General features: G+C 59.2%; 22 protein-coding genes. 21 read left to right on the top strand and 1 reads right to left on the bottom strand.

Annotated features, from left to right (window positions below; translation table 11 throughout):
- Window positions 1–7 precede the first annotated feature (7 nt).
- The 4 genes from FQ705_RS33720 to FQ705_RS33705 all read left to right on the top strand — a co-directional run bounded on the left by FQ705_RS33720 (window position 8) and on the right by FQ705_RS33705 (window position 1,728).
- A complete protein-coding gene (locus FQ705_RS33720; protein WP_144149462.1) occupies window positions 8–436 on the top strand; it encodes a DUF1364 family protein in 429 nt (142 codons plus the stop codon).
- Window positions 433–759, top strand: a complete 327-nt coding sequence (locus tag FQ705_RS33715; protein ID WP_144149376.1) for a hypothetical protein — start codon at window positions 433–435, stop codon at window positions 757–759. Before FQ705_RS33720 ends, FQ705_RS33715 begins: the two co-directional genes overlap by 4 nt.
- Window positions 756–1,136, top strand: a complete 381-nt coding sequence (locus FQ705_RS33710) for a phage protein NinX family protein (RefSeq protein ID WP_186308117.1) — start codon at window positions 756–758, stop codon at window positions 1,134–1,136. The genes FQ705_RS33715 and FQ705_RS33710 overlap by 4 nt, the downstream gene beginning before the upstream one ends.
- Window positions 1,137–1,353: 217 nt before the next feature.
- Window positions 1,354–1,728, top strand: coding sequence for a hypothetical protein (locus FQ705_RS33705; RefSeq protein WP_260854712.1), 375 nt, complete (start codon window positions 1,354–1,356; stop codon window positions 1,726–1,728).
- 93 nt (window positions 1,729–1,821) lie between these two features.
- On the opposite strand, the gene FQ705_RS33700 is transcribed toward FQ705_RS33705, so the two are convergent.
- A complete protein-coding gene (locus FQ705_RS33700; RefSeq protein WP_144149372.1) occupies window positions 1,822–2,151 on the bottom strand; it encodes a Rap1a/Tai family immunity protein in 330 nt (109 codons plus the stop codon).
- A 58-nt stretch (window positions 2,152–2,209) separates the two neighbouring features.
- Between FQ705_RS33700 and FQ705_RS33695 the strand changes: the two genes are divergently transcribed.
- The 17 genes from FQ705_RS33695 to FQ705_RS33620 all read left to right on the top strand — a co-directional run bounded on the left by FQ705_RS33695 (window position 2,210) and on the right by FQ705_RS33620 (window position 14,729).
- Complete coding sequence (locus FQ705_RS33695; RefSeq protein ID WP_144149370.1) at window positions 2,210–2,590, top strand: hypothetical protein; 381 nt, start codon at window positions 2,210–2,212, stop codon at window positions 2,588–2,590.
- 8 nt (window positions 2,591–2,598) lie between these two features.
- Entirely contained in the window at window positions 2,599–2,985 is a 387-nt protein-coding gene (locus FQ705_RS33690) for an HNH endonuclease (RefSeq protein WP_144149368.1), read from the top strand.
- A gap of 102 nt (window positions 2,986–3,087) precedes the next feature.
- On the top strand, window positions 3,088–3,558 hold the full coding sequence (locus tag FQ705_RS33685; RefSeq protein ID WP_144149366.1) for a terminase small subunit: 471 nt from the start codon (window positions 3,088–3,090) through the stop codon (window positions 3,556–3,558).
- 3 nt (window positions 3,559–3,561) lie between these two features.
- Window positions 3,562–5,277, top strand: coding sequence for a terminase large subunit (locus tag FQ705_RS33680; protein WP_144149364.1), 1,716 nt, complete (start codon window positions 3,562–3,564; stop codon window positions 5,275–5,277).
- Between the two features lie 7 nt (window positions 5,278–5,284).
- On the top strand, window positions 5,285–6,571 hold the full coding sequence (locus tag FQ705_RS33675) for a phage portal protein (protein WP_144149362.1): 1,287 nt from the start codon (window positions 5,285–5,287) through the stop codon (window positions 6,569–6,571).
- Complete coding sequence (locus FQ705_RS33670; protein WP_144149360.1) at window positions 6,549–7,394, top strand: head maturation protease, ClpP-related; 846 nt, start codon at window positions 6,549–6,551, stop codon at window positions 7,392–7,394. The genes FQ705_RS33675 and FQ705_RS33670 overlap by 23 nt, the downstream gene beginning before the upstream one ends.
- Window positions 7,395–7,397: 3 nt before the next feature.
- A complete protein-coding gene (locus FQ705_RS33665) occupies window positions 7,398–8,675 on the top strand; it encodes a phage major capsid protein (protein WP_144149358.1) in 1,278 nt (425 codons plus the stop codon).
- 69 nt (window positions 8,676–8,744) lie between these two features.
- Window positions 8,745–8,912, top strand: coding sequence for a hypothetical protein (locus FQ705_RS34290; protein ID WP_186308115.1), 168 nt, complete (start codon window positions 8,745–8,747; stop codon window positions 8,910–8,912).
- A 3-nt stretch (window positions 8,913–8,915) separates the two neighbouring features.
- Window positions 8,916–9,257, top strand: a complete 342-nt coding sequence (locus tag FQ705_RS33660; RefSeq protein WP_144149356.1) for a head-tail connector protein — start codon at window positions 8,916–8,918, stop codon at window positions 9,255–9,257.
- Entirely contained in the window at window positions 9,257–9,604 is a 348-nt protein-coding gene (locus tag FQ705_RS33655) for a phage head closure protein (protein ID WP_144149354.1), read from the top strand. Before FQ705_RS33660 ends, FQ705_RS33655 begins: the two co-directional genes overlap by 1 nt.
- The gene (locus FQ705_RS33650) at window positions 9,597–9,950 is read left to right on the top strand and encodes a DUF3168 domain-containing protein (RefSeq protein WP_144149352.1); all 354 of its coding nucleotides are present in this window, start codon (window positions 9,597–9,599) and stop codon (window positions 9,948–9,950) included. The genes FQ705_RS33655 and FQ705_RS33650 overlap by 8 nt, the downstream gene beginning before the upstream one ends.
- 8 nt (window positions 9,951–9,958) lie before the next feature.
- The gene (locus tag FQ705_RS33645) at window positions 9,959–10,396 is read left to right on the top strand and encodes a phage tail tube protein (protein WP_144149350.1); all 438 of its coding nucleotides are present in this window, start codon (window positions 9,959–9,961) and stop codon (window positions 10,394–10,396) included.
- A 4-nt stretch (window positions 10,397–10,400) separates the two neighbouring features.
- Complete coding sequence (locus FQ705_RS33640; protein ID WP_144149348.1) at window positions 10,401–10,787, top strand: hypothetical protein; 387 nt, start codon at window positions 10,401–10,403, stop codon at window positions 10,785–10,787.
- A 2-nt stretch (window positions 10,788–10,789) separates the two neighbouring features.
- Complete coding sequence (locus tag FQ705_RS33635) at window positions 10,790–11,095, top strand: hypothetical protein (protein ID WP_144149346.1); 306 nt, start codon at window positions 10,790–10,792, stop codon at window positions 11,093–11,095.
- Window positions 11,088–11,489 carry an HK97-gp10 family putative phage morphogenesis protein gene (locus tag FQ705_RS33630; RefSeq protein WP_144149344.1) on the top strand — a complete coding sequence of 134 codons (402 nt, stop codon included), beginning with the start codon at window positions 11,088–11,090 and terminating at the stop codon, window positions 11,487–11,489. Before FQ705_RS33635 ends, FQ705_RS33630 begins: the two co-directional genes overlap by 8 nt.
- Entirely contained in the window at window positions 11,479–14,373 is a 2,895-nt protein-coding gene (locus FQ705_RS33625; protein ID WP_144149342.1) for a phage tail tape measure protein, read from the top strand. Before FQ705_RS33630 ends, FQ705_RS33625 begins: the two co-directional genes overlap by 11 nt.
- A 2-nt stretch (window positions 14,374–14,375) precedes the next feature.
- Window positions 14,376–14,729, top strand: coding sequence for a phage tail protein (locus tag FQ705_RS33620; protein ID WP_144149340.1), 354 nt, complete (start codon window positions 14,376–14,378; stop codon window positions 14,727–14,729).
- Window position 14,730: the final 1 nt, after the last annotated feature.

Genomic DNA, 14,730 nt, shown 5'->3' with positions numbered 1-14,730 from the left:
AGCGCCGATGAAGCGCACCGGGTTTAGGCGGCCCGATCCAGGTGTGTTCAAGAAGCAGCTCGACCGTAACACGCAGACGCTGGTGCGCATGCGTGCAATTAAGCCGAAGCGGAAGCGCGTCACGATCGCGGAGGGCTCCAAGTATCTGGCGGCATGCCGAGGCGAGCCCTGCTACTTGAATGTGACGTGTCCGTGGACAGATTGGGCAGACCCGACAGTAGTCGACTGTCATTCGAACCAGTCGAAGCACGGCAAGGCGGCCGGATTGAAGGCGAAGCATTGGTTCACGGTGCCGGGTTGCGCGAAGTGCCACGAATGGCTGGATCGGTCGGATGGGTTGTGGGAAGAAAAATGCGCGGCATTCGACGATGCGCTGGCGCGCTGGGAGCCGCAGCGAGCGCGAAAGATGGGACTGAAATTACTGGAGGCTGAATGAATTTGTTGGTGCCAATCCCGGACGGTGTTGGGTTCTACAAGCGCAAGAACGGTCGAGGCTTGTTTCATCGGTTCGGGAAAACGAAGAAGATTTCGACGATGGTTTATCGGATCGCGCGCCTTGATCATGACACCGGCCCGCTGCGCATTTTGGCCGACGTGTGGGTTCCGGAGCACCACCGTGGCGGCTTTATTCCCGGTGACCTCTCGTGGATCGGTGACGGGATCTATCGCACACACGTCTATTTCGAAGATAACCGGAATTCGCTGCGAGCTTTTATCGAAAGCGGCGATCGGGAATGGGATGTGAGGGAAGTTGCATGAGAGTGAGCGAACTGAGCGGAGCGAATCTTGATTGCTGGGTAGCGCGTGCCGAAGGATTCCGAGCGGAGGTTGTGAAGGCCAATGGCATGGAGTACTGCCGCATCGACGTCGAGACGATTGGCCACCAGTTCTACCAGCCGACACAGAACCCGGTTATTACCGCGCCGATTCAATACCGCCAGCGCTACACACTTTATCCGCTCGACGAGATCAGCAGCAAGGGCGGCGGCACGCGGCGCATGTGGATCGCCGAAGCGCAGATGAATCCCGATTTTCACGACCTGTACCGCGACGAGCTGCCTTTGGTGGCCGTCTGCCGTTTGCGTGTCGCCGAAGCGATCGCCGGTGGATTGATCAAGCCGGAGCAGGGCACTTGATCGCGTGTCCCCGCGTCGCGTACGGAGACCCGCTTGCCGTGATGGTCGCCACAGAACAGCCGACCCGCTCAGGCTGTCCGCACGAACGAACCTATGTATCCATGGCTCCATGCAAACCATCTGCGCAGTAGGCAATACGCACGGCAACCGTTGCGAACAATACGGAAAGAGGCAAACCAATATGACGATAGATGCCATTGACGCCGACGATCTCCCGATGGACGACATCGATGCGGTGCTTGTCAATTGGTACCAGTGGAGTGAGGGATTTCGTCCTGTTGCCGGCTACAGCGGGGCGGACTCGACGTGCCGTGATTTCAGAATCAGCAATCAATGGATGGACTATGACGATCTATCGGAGGTCGTCGACTATCAATTACTGACCACCGCCGGCGAAGCGGTCGAGCCGATTGTACTCACGCTAAATGTCCAACACCGAGTTGCGGTGATGACGGCGATGCGCAACTTCATTGCTGGCTCGCAGGTGTTCAAGAACCCGCGCAGCCCTGCGACGCAGGATGCTGACTATGCGTCGGCAAAGGCAACGATGCGGCCAGCGCTCTTTGCGAAAGGCCTGATAAACCGCTTGTAAACTTTTCGAGACTGTCCTAGAATCTCGCCTGAGGGCAGAGTCGCGCCCAAACGAATCAAATAAGCCCGCCAGGTGAAAGCCTCGCGGGCTTTTTCATTTGCACGGAAACGCTTTCTTGAGCGCCTCAAGAAGAATCATGCCAAGCGGGTAGTCTCGACTCGTTGGGTCTTCGGCGATATATCGATCAAGAATCGAATAGACGTTTTCGTTGTTGAGTGCCAAAGCCGGCGGAACGCAAAACAACATTTCCTTATTTGCTCTGTGCAACGAGACGTTCGCCCAGCCGAAGGCCTGTGACAAGCCCGCAACATACGCTTGTAGCGCCGGGTCTTCGTGGCTCTTATTTAGGTAGGCTGTTCCGGTAAGTTCCGCGTGCGCGGTAATGCTGACGAGCAGCAAGAATGCTGCCGCGAGATGACGCATATCGATTCCCCTTTTTGTTGTGCCAACCCTTCCGGCTCAACGATTCTACCTCTGAGCCATGAACCTCAAAGCCATCATCCAGAAGATCGCCTCGTGGTTCAAGAGCGAGACGTCAGCCGTTGAGACCGAAGCCGCTGCCTATATCAGTGGGATCGAGCCGCGCGCCGAGGCAATCGAAGCCGTGTTCAAGGCGGACGTGCTGAGGGCTGAAAGCATCGCAGGGCAATACACCATTTCCGCCGAACTGGCGCAACAATTCTCAGGATCGAACATGAGCACTCCCGCAGCCGCAACAGCGCCGGCAACGACCGGCAACAACGTGAACACCGCAGTGCAGATCGCGCTCGCGCTGAAGTCGATCGATGCATCGCTGTCGGTCGAGCAAGTGCAGGTCGGCACGAACGCGGCGCTTGCTGCGCTGTATCCGGTCGCCGCCTAACCAACGACATGCCGCGTCTTCGCACGTTGCCGACTCGCTTGCAGACGATGCCAAGCCGAGTCGCAATTGTGGAGGCGCCGTCTTGGCGTTCTGGCAAGACCAGCAGCACTGCTCGCGGTTATGACTATGCTTGGCAGAAGCTGCGGGGTCGGCATCTCGCCGAGCATCCGCACTGCGCTTACTGCCTGCGCGATCTCGGCATGCTCGGCATGCCACCTGCTGATGTCGTGCTTGCGTGTGCGGCTCGCGGCGTTGCCGAGCCGCTCGGCAACATCGGCGACCACATCGTGCCGCACCGAGGCAATGATCGGCTGAGGCTCGATTTAACCAACGTGCAGACCCTTTGCAAGCCGCATCACGACAGCGAGAAGGCACGCGCCGAGAGGGCGATGTAATTCGTTCAAATCGGTGGGGGTATCGAAAGTCTATAGGTAAAAATTGCATAGACCGACCGTTCCCGCACGCGCAGAAAAAATTCCCTTTTGAGGATTTTGTTAATGGCTTTAACAGCGAAAAAAAGGCTTTTCGCCGACGCTGTTTTGGCCGGCAAAGCCAATAAAGACGCGGCAATCGCCGCAGGTTACAGCGCCGCGACGGCGTCGGCGGCCGGATCGCGGCTTGTTAAAGACCCGGATGTCGCTCTGTATCTTGCAGCGAACCGGATTCAACGGGAATCGAAGCCCGCGCCGGCGGCAAAACCTGCTGCCGACCGATCTCCGCCGCCGGATTTCGATCCGTATGCGATGACGAGCTTTAGCGACCCGAAGGCTTTCCTGATCGCCGCCATGAATGACGGTCGCACCGAGCCAAAACTGCGTGTCGACGCGGCAAAGGCGCTGCTGCCGTTCGTGCATGCGAAGGTCGGCGAAACAGGCAAGAAGGATGCGAAGGGCGAAGCCGCGAAGAAGGCGGCGAGCAAGTTTGCAGGGCTGCCGACACCGAAGCTCGTCGTCAACAACCGGAAATAGCGCATGGAATGGTCGACTGCATGTCCGGATTGGCCCGAGCGACTCCGTGCCGGCCGCTCGATCATTCCGCCGCCCATCTTTCCGGAGCAAGCCGAGCAGGCTCTCAAAGTTTTCAAGCAACTGAAGATCGTCGATGCGCCGGGTAGCCCCACGTTCGGCGAGTCGTGCGCCGATTGGGTGTTCGATCTGGTCGCGTCGATCTTTGGCGCATACGACCCGGACAGCGGTCGTCGGTTGATCACCGAGTGGTTCGTGTGTATCCCGAAAAAAAACAGCAAGTCGACGCTGGCTGCCGGGATCATGATGACCGCGATGATCCTCAACTGGCGCCAGTCTGCCGAGTACGCAATTCTGGCGCCGACGATCGAAGTCGCGAACAACAGCTTCGCGCCGAGTCGCGACATGGTGAAGCACGAGGAAGAACTCGACGAGCTCTTCCAGGTGCAGACGCATATCAAGACGATCACGCACCGGGTAACCGGCGCGGCGCTTAAGGTCGTCGCTGCCGACGCGAACACCGTGAGCGGCAAGAAGAGCGTCGGCACGCTGATTGATGAACTTTGGCTGTTCGGAAAGCAGCCTAACGCTGAAGACATGTTGCGCGAAGCGACTGGCGGTCTGGCGTCACGGCCCGAAGGCTTCGTGATTTACCTGACGACGCAATCGAATGATCCGCCTGCGGGCGTGTTCTTGCAGAAGCTGCGGTATGCGCGCGATGTCCGCGACGGCAAGATCCACGATCCGTGCTTCGTGCCGGTGATCTTCGAGCACCCACCAGAAATGGTGAAGAGCAAAGAGCATCTGAAGGTCGAAAATCTATCGATGGTCAATCCGAATTTCGGCTATTCGGTGGACCAGGCGTATCTCGAGCGCGAGTTTCGCAAGGCGCGGGAGGGCGGCGAAGAGTCGTTTCGCGGCTTCCTCGCGAAGCACGCTAACGTTGAAATCGGGCTCGCGCTGCGCAGCGATCGATGGGCTGGTGCCGAATTTTGGGAAGCCGCCGCATTGGTGCCGAGCCTGACGCTCGAGCAATTGATCGAGCGCTGCGAGGTTATCGACGTCGGAATTGACGGCGGCGGCCTTGACGACTTGCTAGGTCTGGCCGTCGTCGGTCGCGAGCGTGGCACGCGCAACTGGCTCGCCTGGACACATGCATGGGCGCATCCGTCCGTGTTCGAGCGCCGCAAGGAGATTGCGGACACACTTCGCGACTTCGAGAAAGAGGGTGATCTGACTGTTGTCGATCAGATCGGTGACGACGTCGAGGACGTTGCGCAGATTGTCGCCACGATTCACCAGGCTGGACTGCTCGACAAGGTCGGCGCGGACCCGGCTGGCATCGGTGGCGTGCTCGACGCGCTCGGCGCAGCGAAGGTGCCGGAAGACAAGGTAATCGGTATCTCGCAGGGTTGGAAACTGTCAGGCGCGATCAAGACGACCGAGCGGCGCGTTGCTGCCTCAAGTGGTCGGCGCGCAGAAGATGGTGGCGACAAGCCAGACGGCACGCTGATTCACGGCGGTCAACGCATGATGGCCTGGTGCGTTGGCAATGCGCGCGTCGTTCCGGTTGGCAACGCCGTAAACATCACCAAACAGGCCAGTGGGACGGGCAAGATCGACCCGCTCATGGCAATTTTCGACGCGGTATCGCTGATGGCACTGAATCCGCCGGCTCAAGGGCCGTCTGTCTACGAGTCGCGCGGTATTCGATTCCTTTGAGGTGTGAATGAGTTTGTTCGATTTCTTCCGGCGAGGACATCAGCCGGAGGCCCAAACTCGTCTGCCGCAACCACCCGGTCCGCGGGCTGAACTGTCTTCTGGCGGTGACACATTCACCGGGTTGGACGATCCTCGCCTGCTCGAATACATTCGCCGCGGAGAGATCGACGGAAACGACCCGCGTGGCATGCGAGCGCTGCGCAACATGGCGGTCCTGCGCTGCGTCACCCTGATTTCCGAAGCGATCGGCATGTTGCCGCTGAACCTCCAGAGCAGCGACGAAAAAAAGCAGGTGCAGACCAATAACCCTGCGCACCGATTGCTCAAATACAAGCCGAACGATTGGCAAACGCCAATCGAATTCAAGAGCCTCATGCAGTTGCGCGCGTTGTTGGATGGCCAGTCCTTTGCGCGCGTGATCTGGTCCGGTAATCGACCCATCCGGCTGATTCCTATGGATCGCGGCTCTGTGAAACCGACACTCACCAGCACGTGGCAGATCTCATATCAATACGGAACACCTGGCGGCGACGAGATTACGCTCGGCGCGCGCGACGTGTTCCACCTGCGTGACCTGTCGCTCGACGGCGTGAACGGAGTTTCGCGGATCAAGCTTTCACGCGAAGCGCTGGAACTCGCCGAGCAGGCCGAGCGCGCGGCGTCGCGCACGTTTCGCACCGGCGTGATGGCCGGCGGTGCGATCGAGATCCCGAAAGAGCTTTCCGACAATGCCTATAAACGCATGAAGGAATCGCTCGCCGATAACTACTCGGGCGCGGAAAACGCTGGTAGCTGGATGCTCATCGAAGAAGGCGGCACGGCAAAGCAGTTCTCGATTACTGCGGTATCAGCGCAACAGATCGAAACCCGCAACCACCAGATTGAAGAGGTTGCGCGCATGTACGGCGTGCCGCGGCCGCTGCTGATGATGGACGACACGAGCTGGGGCAGCGGCATTGAGCAGCTCGCGATTTTCTTCATCCAGTATGGTCTCGCGCACTGGTTTGTGTCGTGGGAGCAAGCTGCCGCGCGCAGCTTCATTCCCGACAACCAGCTCGGCATGCAGCAATTCAAATTTAACGAGGGCGCGCTGCTTCGCGGCACGCTTAACGATCAGGCGTCGTTCTTCTCGAAAGCGCTTGGCTCGGGCGGTCAGGCGCCTTGGATGTCGCAGAACGAGGTTCGCGAACTGTCCGACCTGCCGAAGTCCGATGATCCGCAGACCGACGCGCTGCGCAACCCAATGACACAGAAACCGAAGGGGAACGGCGATGAGCCTCCTGCAACTGCCTGAGATTCGCGCTGATTTCCGGTTGGGCGCCGCGCAGTTCGATATGCGTCCGGATGCGCTGGAACGTTGGGAGCCTGAGGTGCGCGCCGCGAACGACGGTTCACCTTCCATCTCGATCTACGACACGATCGGAGACAACTGGGAAGGCACCGGCGTGACGGCGACCCGCATCTCAGCCGCGCTTCGTAGCATTGGCGCGAATCAGGCGGTCACGGTGAATGTGAATTCGCCGGGTGGCGATTTCTTCGAAGGCGTTGCGATTTACAACCTGCTGCGTCAGCATCAGGCCAAGGTCACTGTGCAGGTGCTCGGCCTTGCGGCGTCGGCCGCGTCGGTGATCGCGATGGCCGGCGACGAGATTCTGATGGGCGAAGGCTCGTTCTTCATGATCCACAACGCGTGGACCGTGGCGATTGGCAACCGGCACGATCTCGCGCAAGCAGCGCAGACGCTCGAACCATTTGACTCCGCAATGGCGAATCTCTACGCGAAGCGCGCGGGCATCACCCAGGACGACGCCGCGAATCTGATGGACAAGGAAACGTGGATCGGCGCCGATCAGGCTGTGAACGAAGGCTTTGCCACCGGCCTGATCGAAAGCACCGAAGTCAGCAAGACGCAAACATCGTCGTCGGCCACGCGGAAGACACTTGCCATTGTCGAGGCGTCGATGGCGAAGGCTGGCTACTCCCGCTCCACCCGCCGTGAAGCAATCAAATCCCTTTTATCTGGCATGCCGAGCGCTGTCGGAGACCCTGCCATGCCGAGCGCTGGCGAAGACGTTACAGCGTCGCTGCAAAACCTCATCAACGCAATCCAAGGCTAAATCATGAGCAAAAATCTGTTGATCGCCGCCATCGCGGCTACTTTGGGCTCATCGCTCGGTTTCGTGCCGCGTGGCATCGTCGCGGTGCGCGCGGACTCCGGTGCTCCGGAAGTCAAGGCGCTCATCGAAAACCTTCAGAAGGCATTCGCCGAGTACAAGACCGAACACACGAAGCAGCTCGACGCGGTCAAGGCTGGTTTGCCGACATCGGACATCACGGCCAAAGTCGAGAAAATCAGCGGTGATCTGGACTCGCTTCAGAAGGCCATCGACGAAACCAACGTGAAGATGGCCGCCGCGCAGATGGGCGCGGGCAGCAAGCAATTGCGCGATCCGGAATACACCGACGCGTTCAAGGCCCACGTGAAGCGCGGCGACATCAATGCATCGCTCAACAAGGGTGCTGACGAGCAGGGCGGCTATCTTACGCCGGTCGAGTGGGACCGCACCATCACGAGCAAGCTCGTTCTCGTCTCGCCGATGCGCCAAATCTGCCAGGTGCAGTCGGTATCGAAGGCAGGCTTCTCGAAGCTGTTCAACATGCGCGGTACGTCGAGTGGCTGGGTCGGCGAAACCGACAACCGACCGCAGACGAACACGGCGTCGTTCGCGTCGCTCGCGTTCGGCCAAGGCGAAATTTATGCCAATCCTGCGGCAACCCAAGGCATTCTCGACGACAGCGAGATCGACCTCGAAACCTGGCTGGCAGGCGAAGTGCAGACCGAGTTCGCCAAGCAGGAAGGCCTCGCGTTCGTCTCGGGCGATGGTTCGAAGAAGCCCGCCGGCATCCTGACCTACATTGCCGGCGGCGCAAACGCTGCGGTGCATCCGTTCGGCGCGATCGAAGTCGTGAACAGCGGTGCGGCGGCCGACATCACGTCGGACGGCATCATCGACCTGATCTACGACTTGCCGAGCGCATTTACCGGCAACGCGCGGTTCACGATGAACCGTAATACGCAGCGCTCCGTGCGCAAGCTGAAGGACGGCCAAGGCAATTATCTGTGGCAGCCCTCGTATGTCGGAGGCCAGCCGGCAACGCTCGCTGGTTACCCGGTCACCGAAATGCCCGACATGCCGGATGTGGCAGCCAACTCGACGCCGATCATGTTCGGCGACTTCCAGCAGTCGTACCTGATCATCGACCGCATCGGTGTGCGCGTGCTGCGTGATCCGTACACGGCGAAGCCGTACGTGCTGTTCTACACGACGAAGCGCGTCGGCGGTGGCTTGCTGAACCCGGAACCGATGCGCGCGATGAAGGTCGCGGTGAGCGCGTAAGCGACAACGAATCTCCGTAGCGTGTGGCTTAGGGGCGCCCAAGTGGCGCCCCATTTTTTGGAGGCAGATATGCCGAAGTTCATCAAGCCGTTCCGCGGCGTGCCGGAAGGCGAGATCTACCCGAAGCAGTTCGACACTGGCGACGAATGCCCGTCCGAGCTCGAGGCCGGAGCGAAGGAAATGGGTGCGTTGGAAGGTTCGGAGAAGCCGGTCGCGGCGACCAAGGCGACCAAGTAATCCATGGCGCTCGTTGATGTCACTCTGGCGCTCGGGTTTCTCCGGCAGGACGCCGGCGTCGAGGATGAGATCGTGCAGGCGCTTCTCGACGGCGCAACGCAGTCGGCAGTCGATTATCTGAATCGCCAGGTGTTCGAGGATCAGGATTCGTTAAATATCGCTGTGACCGCGGGGATTGCTGGCGACTATCCGATGGTCGTCAACGGCGCGATTAAGGCGGCGATTCTCAAGACAACGGCCGAACTGTATTCGAATCGCGAGGACTCCGCTCTCGGACACGTCGTCGAATTGCCGTTCAACGCGCGGACGCTGCTGCGGCCGCACCGAATCGTGCCGGGTGTCTGATGCGCGCGGGTGATCTCAACCGCCGCGTGCGCATCGACCAGCGCGTCGGCGCGGGCACGCTCAACGATCCGACCCGCTGGGCGCCACTCGCGACGGTATGGGCGAACGTCAAGATGCTCACTGGCAAGGAAACACTGCTCGCTGATAGCGATGTTGGCGAGGCCACGGCGAGCATCCGCATCCGGTTCCGCACAGACCTCGACAACAGCATGCGCGTGGTGTTGCTGATGTTCATCGGCGGGCAACCGGTCGACGAAGCGATTTTCAACGTCCAGAAGCCGTTGCCGGACTATGCCGGGCGTGAATACACGGATCTGGCGTGCGTCGAGGGCAGCAACGATGGCTAGTGCTGAATCGATCGTCGACGCAGCGCTCGCCGCTCTCGCCGACGGCCGCGTCTATCCGGACGTCGCGCCGGCCGGAGCGGTCAAGCCGTACATCGTCTATCAGGGTGTCGGCGGTGTCGATGAAACCACTCTTGACGGGCCCGACACTCTCCAAAATTGCCGCATGCAGATCGCGGTGTGGTCGACCACACGCGCCGAGGCGGCAACGATCATGCAGGAAATCCGTCAGGCGATGACTGCTGCGCCTGTGCTCGGCACACCAATCGGCGCGCCAGTGCCCGACTATGAGTCCGACACCAAGCTCTACGGCAGTCGCCTGGATGTCTCAATCTGGTTCAACGTCTGAGGACAACCATGACCAGCTCCGCAATTAGCGCTCAAGGCAGCGCCTTCTCGATCAACGACACCGGCACGGACGAGGTTCCGGTGTGGACGAAAGTATCCAACGTCAAATCGTTCACCGGGTTCGACGGTTCTGCGACCGAACTCGACGCGACCGATCTCGACTCGACCGCGAAGGAAAAGCTTTTGGGCTTGATCGACGAAGGATCGTTTTCGATCGACGTGAACGTCAATATGGCCGACCCCGGTCAACTTGCGATGAAGGCATCGCAAAAAGCCAGTTCGAAGAAGACCTACAAATTGACGCTGCCCGATGGGACGTCGTCCACCTTCTCGGCTTTCGTGAAGACGTTCCCGCTCTCGGGCGGCGTCGATGCGATCCTTTCAACCACGATCGCAATGACGATTACCGGTCCGGTCACGGACGTGCCGGTCGGCGGCGGAGCGTAACCATATGCTGACACGCGAACAGATTCTCTCGGCGAATGACCTGACGGCCGAAGATGTGGATGTGCCGGAGTGGGGCGGCTCCGTGCGGATCACGGTAATGAGTGGCGCCGCGCGCGACGCATTTCAAGGACAGATGTCTGCCAGTGACAAGTCGATCAGCTATTTCCATAATAGTTTGCTCGTCGCCACCGCTGTTGGCGAAGACGGAGCGCCTCTGTTCACGGTCGCGGACATGGAGGCGCTGCGTACCAAGTCTGCTGCCGTTGTGACTCGCGTTGCCAATGTAGCGGAGCGCTTGAATGGGTTCGGCGCCAAAGCGGTGGAGACTGCGGAAAAAAACTCCGAAGCCGCCCCGAGCGGCTCTTCTGGTTCCGACTCGCCCGCGAGTTAAAAATGTCGGTGAGGCGCTGTCAGAACGAGATTGACAGCGCCGAATTCGTCGAATGGATGGCTTTTTCGGGCATCGACGGTCTTACCGCCGAAATGGACGATCTACGATGCGGGCTGATCACGGCAGCGACGTACAACGTGCATCGCGATACCAAAAAGGCGCGCAAACCGTTTGGGCCTGCGGATGTTGTGCCGTGGCTAAAAACTGCGGAGCTGGAAGTGGTCGCTGAGCCAATCTTGCTGGGGGACGCAAAAGCACAGTCGAAGATGATTCGTGCCGCACTTTTCGGTAGGTCGACCGATGGTTAAAGCGTTCCAAGTTACCAATCCTGGTGCACTCACAGAGCAGATTGATGCGCTTGACGCGGCAGTCAGCGAATCTACATTGAGAAAGGCCGCATTGGCGGGTGCGAATATTTTTCTCGCCGAAGAAAAGCTGCGAATTCCGCGTGACACCGGCGCTGGTGAGAAAGCCTTAGTGGTTGCATACGATGCCGAGAAATCGGTTACCGGAAAGCTTGCCTCGTACATCGTGACTTGGCTAAAGGCGGCGTATTACCTGCGATATGTCGAATACGGCAGATCCGGAATGGCGGCGAAACCATTCAAGCGGCCGGCATACGAGGCGAAGAAGACGGCGGCAGCCCAAGCGGTCGCCGATGCTATTGATTCTGAGATAAAAGCGAGCACTCGTGGCAAATGAAAGCGTAACCCGCGTCACAGCCGACGCCAGTGGATACCGGTCGGAGCTTGACTCCGCTCGGAAATCCGCTTCTGCGTTTATGCAGACGCAGGACCAGGCTGCGCAGCGTGTCGTGGTCGCCCAGCGGGCAATCGCTGAAGCGGCTGCCAATGGCAGCAAAGCGAGTGCGAGCGCCATTAACTCTTTTATTTCTTCGCTGACGCGTGCGTCCGACACGGCCGGGAAGACCCGTTCCGATCTTCTCGAGATGAAGGCCGCCCAGCTAGGAGTGTCGCAAGCGGCTGCAGCGTCCATCGCACAACTGAAGGCGGTCGAGAGCGCTTCGTCCGCCAACGGCGAAGCTGTCGAAGGCATGGGCATCAAGACCGCGGGCGCGCGCCGCGAACTGCTCGTGATGGCCCATGAAGCATCGCAGGGCAACTGGAAAAATCTGGCTGGATCGGTTCAGGTGTTCGGTGAAAAAATTGACCTGATGGGCAAATTACTCTCTCCGGCTGGCATCGGTTTGAGCCTTGCCGCGGCTGCGGCAGTGGGTTTTGTCTATGAGGTAGCGAAGGGCGCAATTTCCCTCAATGACCTCGGGCACGCGGCCCAGGTTACGAATGGCTATCTCGGCTTGACCACCGATCAACTGGCGCAAATGTCGTCCAGTATCGCAGGCGACTCCGAGTCGATTGTTGCTGTGCAGGCATCCATGACGGCGCTGGTCGCGAGCGGAAAGATTGCTGCTGATCAGTTGAGTCTTGCCACAAAAGTAACGGAAGAATTCGCTTCTGATACTGGTGTTTCGGCTGAAAAGGCAGCCGAAGCCATGATCAAGTTCTCTGAAGATCCGCAGAAGGCTCTCGAGGATTTGCAGGCTCAGTACCATACGTTTTCGGCGGCGCAGGTTGACGTCATCGAAAACTATGTTCGCACAGGTGATAGCGCGTCGGCCTACAAATCCATACTCATGGGGATGGACGAGGCTCATCAGCGCTTCAAGGCGAGCGCTGATGAGAATTTGGGCTACGTGCAGCGGCTCTGGAATTTCCTGAAGGATGACGCGACGTGGGAGCTTAACCAGCTCAACCAGATTGGTATGGCCGCGACCAACGCTGAGAAGTTGACCACCGCGCTGAAGGATCAAGCAGATGCTCAGCGAAACCTTGCGCAAGCCAAATCTATGCCGTTCGGCAATACCGGATCAGCGCAGGCGCAACTCGACGCTGCGAATGCGCAGGTTGCGGCTATTCAGAAAGTGCAGACCGCCCAGAAGACGGCGGCCTCGGATCAGGCGAAGCGCGCAGCAGGCGGCGACGCGGCGGTTGCGGTCAATTCGTACATCAACAACCCGCAATATGCGACGCCGCTACAGCAGCGCACATTGGCGATCCAAAAGGAAAATGCCGACTACGCAAAGGCGACGAAGGATGTCGATAAAACGTCGGCCGACTTTTTGGCCGCCGAAAAGCGGCACGCCGACAATCTGGCGGAGATCGACAAGCAATATGACAGCCGTAACGGTTCGAAGGCAGCGGCTAGCGCTGCTTCGGCGGCGGCGCAGAATGCCCTGAATGCGCAGTTGACCGCACTCGACGCTCAGCAGAAGGCCATTGAGGACGGTCTCAAGACCTCGCTTGACCACATTAAGAGCCTGCAAGATCAAGGTTTGATCACGCAGGAGTCTGCACTGTCACAGGCTCATGATCTGCGCGCGAAAGCGCTCTCGGATCAGCTTGCGATAGAGCAGCAGGAAGTGACGATTGCAACCGGCAAGAAGCAGAAGTCGGCGATGGAGAAATACGCCGCTGAGGTCAAAGCGACGCAGGAAAAAATCACCGCGAACGATTCGCAATATACCGATGACTCCGCCAAGCTGGCCGCCAAGCGCGCTTCTGATCTAAAGGTGTACACGGATGCACTGCAACAGCAGTTGGCAACGCAGCAGTCGGCAGCCGACACGCAGCTAGCGGGTTTAAGTTTGGGTGGCAACGACAGGGCCGATTTCGACAAGCAAATTGCGATCCGGCAGGACTATGACCGCAAGGTTGCGGACTTGGCCAAGCAGCAGACTGAGAAAAAGATAGGCCCTGATCAGTATGCCTCTGAGTTTGCGGCGACGCAGGATTATTACGACAAGTCTGTGGCGATCGCGCAGAAGTCGTCGGCAGACATCCGTGCCGCAAACGCCGACTGGACGACCGGCGCCAAGCGCGCGATTGCAGACTATGCCGACAGCGCATCGAATGTGGCCGCGTCGGTAGCGTCGACGTTTCAAGACGCTTTTCGGGGCATGGAAGATGCGTTCGCAACTTTCGTCACGACTGGGAAAATCAGCTTCACCAGCCTTGCAACAAGCGTCATTTCGGATATTGCCCGCATGGAAGCGCGCGCGGCAATCTCAGGTCTTTTTAGCTACGCGTCGAGTGCGCTCGGCGATTACTTCGGCGGCAGTGCCAGTGCAGCGGGGACCACGACCGGCGTAAATAGCTACGGCTTCCATCTTGCTGGCGGCGGCGCTGTTAGTGGGCCGGGCACGTCTACGTCCGATTCTATTCCAGCGTGGCTTTCGAATGGCGAGGGAGTGCTGAATGCGGCGGCTATGAAGCGCCTCGGCGTTGTGGGGCTGAACGCACTGAATAGCGGCGCATCGGTTCAAAGCATGTCCCGATTCGCAAGTGGCGGATTGGTGGGCGCCAATGTCGCAGCCAACTCTTCATCAATGTCCGGTGGCTCGAGCATTAGCCTTTCAGTACAGACTAGCGATAGCGGTAGTGGCCTGAACGCTGACGATGCGAAGTGGTTGCAGGGGCAGCTTAAGAATCTCGTCGATGCTCGTATCGCCGCCAAGATGAAGGGTCAGGGCGGGTATGCCTGGAAGCAAAAGTGGAGCTCGGTATAACCATGGCAACTCAGACTTTCATTTGGGTGCCGACGGTCAATGGTTTGTCGGGCGACACCACGCTGTTGGTGAATGAAGCACGGTTCAGTGACGGATACGGGCAGCGCGCCGCTGATGGCCTCAATAACCGGTCATCGTCGTACAACCTGACGTTCATCGGCGACGCATCGAAGATTTCCGCAATCATGGCGTTCCTCGACGCGCGCGCCGGCGCAGAGTCGTTTTTCTGGACGCCGTTGCTGCGGCCGCAGGCGCTGTTCACCTGCCAGAAATACACGGAGCCGACGAAAGACGGTGACATCTACACGATCACGGCAACGTTCGATCAGACGTTCGACACAACCTCCGCTTCCTGAG

The sequence above is a fragment of the Paraburkholderia sp. BCC1884 genome, from assembly GCF_900996225.1.
In the GTDB taxonomy this organism is placed as follows: Bacteria; Pseudomonadota; Gammaproteobacteria; order Burkholderiales; family Burkholderiaceae; genus Paraburkholderia.
Note: the sequence above shows the minus strand (reverse complement) of the source record. Positions and strands in the feature narration are given on the sequence as shown.

Coding starts and splice junctions, on each gene's coding strand:
- FQ705_RS33720 (WP_144149462.1), top strand. CDS start 8: ATGAAGCGCACCGGGTTTAGGCGGCCCGATCCAGGTGTGTTCAAGAAG.
- FQ705_RS33715 (WP_144149376.1), top strand. CDS start 433: ATGAATTTGTTGGTGCCAATCCCGGACGGTGTTGGGTTCTACAAGCGC.
- FQ705_RS33710 (WP_186308117.1), top strand. CDS start 756: ATGAGAGTGAGCGAACTGAGCGGAGCGAATCTTGATTGCTGGGTAGCG.
- FQ705_RS33705 (WP_260854712.1), top strand. CDS start 1,354: ATGGACGACATCGATGCGGTGCTTGTCAATTGGTACCAGTGGAGTGAG.
- FQ705_RS33700 (WP_144149372.1), bottom strand. CDS start 2,151: ATGCGTCATCTCGCGGCAGCATTCTTGCTGCTCGTCAGCATTACCGCG.
- FQ705_RS33695 (WP_144149370.1), top strand. CDS start 2,210: ATGAACCTCAAAGCCATCATCCAGAAGATCGCCTCGTGGTTCAAGAGC.
- FQ705_RS33690 (WP_144149368.1), top strand. CDS start 2,599: ATGCCGCGTCTTCGCACGTTGCCGACTCGCTTGCAGACGATGCCAAGC.
- FQ705_RS33685 (WP_144149366.1), top strand. CDS start 3,088: ATGGCTTTAACAGCGAAAAAAAGGCTTTTCGCCGACGCTGTTTTGGCC.
- FQ705_RS33680 (WP_144149364.1), top strand. CDS start 3,562: ATGGAATGGTCGACTGCATGTCCGGATTGGCCCGAGCGACTCCGTGCC.
- FQ705_RS33675 (WP_144149362.1), top strand. CDS start 5,285: ATGAGTTTGTTCGATTTCTTCCGGCGAGGACATCAGCCGGAGGCCCAA.
- FQ705_RS33670 (WP_144149360.1), top strand. CDS start 6,549: ATGAGCCTCCTGCAACTGCCTGAGATTCGCGCTGATTTCCGGTTGGGC.
- FQ705_RS33665 (WP_144149358.1), top strand. CDS start 7,398: ATGAGCAAAAATCTGTTGATCGCCGCCATCGCGGCTACTTTGGGCTCA.
- FQ705_RS34290 (WP_186308115.1), top strand. CDS start 8,745: ATGCCGAAGTTCATCAAGCCGTTCCGCGGCGTGCCGGAAGGCGAGATC.
- FQ705_RS33660 (WP_144149356.1), top strand. CDS start 8,916: ATGGCGCTCGTTGATGTCACTCTGGCGCTCGGGTTTCTCCGGCAGGAC.
- FQ705_RS33655 (WP_144149354.1), top strand. CDS start 9,257: ATGCGCGCGGGTGATCTCAACCGCCGCGTGCGCATCGACCAGCGCGTC.
- FQ705_RS33650 (WP_144149352.1), top strand. CDS start 9,597: ATGGCTAGTGCTGAATCGATCGTCGACGCAGCGCTCGCCGCTCTCGCC.
- FQ705_RS33645 (WP_144149350.1), top strand. CDS start 9,959: ATGACCAGCTCCGCAATTAGCGCTCAAGGCAGCGCCTTCTCGATCAAC.
- FQ705_RS33640 (WP_144149348.1), top strand. CDS start 10,401: ATGCTGACACGCGAACAGATTCTCTCGGCGAATGACCTGACGGCCGAA.
- FQ705_RS33635 (WP_144149346.1), top strand. CDS start 10,790: ATGTCGGTGAGGCGCTGTCAGAACGAGATTGACAGCGCCGAATTCGTC.
- FQ705_RS33630 (WP_144149344.1), top strand. CDS start 11,088: ATGGTTAAAGCGTTCCAAGTTACCAATCCTGGTGCACTCACAGAGCAG.
- FQ705_RS33620 (WP_144149340.1), top strand. CDS start 14,376: ATGGCAACTCAGACTTTCATTTGGGTGCCGACGGTCAATGGTTTGTCG.